General features: G+C 48.5%; 1 protein-coding gene. It reads left to right on the plus strand.

Annotated features, from left to right (window positions below; genetic code table 11):
* Window positions 1-2,891 (plus strand): DUF637 domain-containing protein (locus tag ACFIKH_RS08860; RefSeq protein WP_375671508.1); only part of this gene is annotated, 2,891 nt, incomplete at both ends.

The following is a 2,891-nucleotide window of genomic DNA, read 5'->3' on the forward strand; positions in this document are numbered from 1 at the left end:
GATACCAAAACAACCACGCGCACTTATGATGCTGTTTACGGCACGATTGAAGCGGGTGGCACTCTTGATGTCAAGGTTACAGACACTCTTGACAATCATGCAGTGCGCGAGGGAGCCGGTCAAATTGGCTTAAGCTCTAGCAATAAAGGCTTGACTGGCGTTAAAAATACTGACGTTGATGGCTTCAAACCGTCGATCAGCTATAGCTCTGGCGATCAAGGTTTGGCTGGGGGACAAACACCCGATTTTGACGGTTCCAAACCACTGATTAGTGATGATCGATTGGACGGTATTATCAATGGTTTGAAAGGGCACAAAGGGCTTTTTGCACCAAGCACAAAAACACCCGCACCAGAATCCATACAGGTGCCAACGCAAGATGGGCTTAACTCTGTCAAGACAGAGTTGGCTGGCAGCCAATCACCGGATGTGCCATTTTTAATCGAGACGCGACAGGACTTTATCAATCCAAGTAAATTTTTAGGATCGGACTATTACTTAAAAAAGATTGGCAATTATAAGCCTGAGCACGTGTTTAAAAGATTGGGCGATGCTTATTTTGAATATCGTCTGGTCGGTGAGCAAATCTTTGAACTGACAGGAAATCGCACTCTTCTTGATGTTGAAGATCCCAATGCTCAAATGCAAAGGCTCTATGACAATGCTGTGGAGCAGCAAGGTCCTTTGGGGTTAGTGCTAGGCAAGCCCTTAACGCCTCAGCAGATTGCTGGGATCAAAAAGGATATGATCTGGCTTGAGACCCACCTTGTCGACGGACAAGAGGTCTTAGTGCCCCACGTTTATTTGGTACCCAATTCTTCTTTAGCACAAGATGTTTATGGGGCAAAAACGCAGCAAGAAAATCTTGCCAGTGCACGTTTGAAAGGCAATGGCGTCACCTTGAATGCGGACCGTCTTACCAATAGCGGTGCTGTGGTAAGTGATGATGCACTGCACGTTTCGACCACGCAAACTTTGTTCAATAATGGTGGGTTTTTGCTTGGTACCGGAGCTGTAGAGCTCACCAGTAACGGTCTTTTAGCCAATTCTTCCGGTGTTATTCATGGTGATACGGTTACCATGACGGGTGATACGATTGTCAATAGCACCGCTAAAATCCGTGACACGAATGCATATGGTTTTGTTGATCGAGCTGGGCAGAAGGGACAAATTCTCTCTAATCATGAATTAAACATCCAATCCCTTGGTGATCTTGGCGCAGAGGGTGGGGAATTCACCAGCGGCGGTCCGATGACGGTGATTGTCGGTGGTTCTGCTACGTTTGGTTCATTAGTGCTAGAGAGTGACCATAAGGAAACATTGGAAAAAGGGCATTATAACGCCCAAAGCAGTGAGCACCGTTTGACAGAAGTCAAAAGTGATGGAGATTTGACCATTGTCACAGGTGGTGCACTTAACCTTGAGGGAAAGTTTAAAGCCAAGGGCAATGGTGATTTCACCAGTGGTGGCGCTCTCACCGCGACTTCGGTGCAAGATTTTAACAGTTCTGATTGGGATTATAGGGGCAAAGAAGGCGACAAATCGAAGCAAAAGAATAAGTTTCGTCAACAATCAACAGAAGTTACTACAAACAAAACCACGATAGAAGCAGAGGGCGAACTCTCCATGCATGCCAAAGATGGGCATCTCACACTTGATGCCATCGGGGCAAAAAGTGGTGGCGAGATGCATTTGGCATCAGATAGGGGGAAGGTCAAGCTTCTCACCAACAAGGATCAAGATTTTAAGGATGTTTATCAGCGTAATGAAAACCTTGTGTGGTGGAGTGAGGGTGACGAAGGTTACCTTAAGGAGACCATTGAGTATGTCACCATAGATGCTAAGGGTGGCATGAAGATTGATGCGGGTGATGGCATTGTTGTTGAATATGAGGCAACTGGTGATTTAGACAAATCTCTTGAGCAATTGTCTCGCTCTCCAGGCTTGGCATGGATCAAGCAACTGCGTGATGATCCAGAATTATCCAAGCAAGTGGATTGGCAAGCAGTTAAGGCTGAATTTAAAGACTGGGATTATAAAGCCCAAGGATTGACAGAAGCCGGCGCAGCTATCGTGGCATTGGCTGTCACGGCGGTTACGGGCGGAGCAGCCTCGGGCGCTGCCAGTGCCATTACCGGTGCTTTAGGGCTTGGCTCTAGCACCGCCATGAATGCGGCGATACAGGCAGGTGTCCAAGCACTGATTAACAAAAGCGCTGTGGCTCTTGTCAATAATCGCGGCAACATTGCCGGCGCCTTGCATGAGCTTGGCTCTTCCAAGAATATTCTCAGCATTGTTTCGTCGATGTTGACAGCAGGCTTAACCAGCCAAATAACGGAAATGGCAGGTGTTGGACAATCTTTGCCAAAAACCGCTCCTTTTGTCGATCGCATTGCCCTTGAAGCGGAAAAGAACCTGATCAAAGCCGCCATTGGCACGAGCGTTCAAACGGCTCTTGAAGGCGGCTCTCTTGACAAGAACTTTTTTAACAATCTGCGCATCGCCCTGTCTGATACGGTTGGCAAATCATTGGCGGAAGAAATCGGTACCGCCAAGGCAGAAGGCAAAATAGATACGGTCACACAGATCGTTGCCCACGCTGGTCTTGGCTGTTTAAAAGGCGCTGTTGCGAGCGGTGCTTGCACGGCCGGTGCTGTGGGGGGTGCTGTGGGCGAAGCCACTGCTATGCTCCAGTTTCAATTGTGGGTGCAAGGCATTGTGAAAGAGGAAATGGGGGATCTAAACGGTCGCACCCCAACTCCGGAAGAGGAAGCGCGTATAAACGCAAAGATTGATGCGCAGTTTGCTGACTTTAGAGACCACACCATTGATGTTGCAAGGGCTGCCGGGGGCGTTGCCGCTGCCCTTGCCGGTGGCAATGTTGATGCCGG

The sequence above is a fragment of the Bartonella sp. SD1336NMGDW genome (assembly GCF_042193565.1).
GTDB classification, from domain to species: Bacteria; Pseudomonadota; Alphaproteobacteria; order Rhizobiales; family Rhizobiaceae; genus Bartonella; species Bartonella grahamii.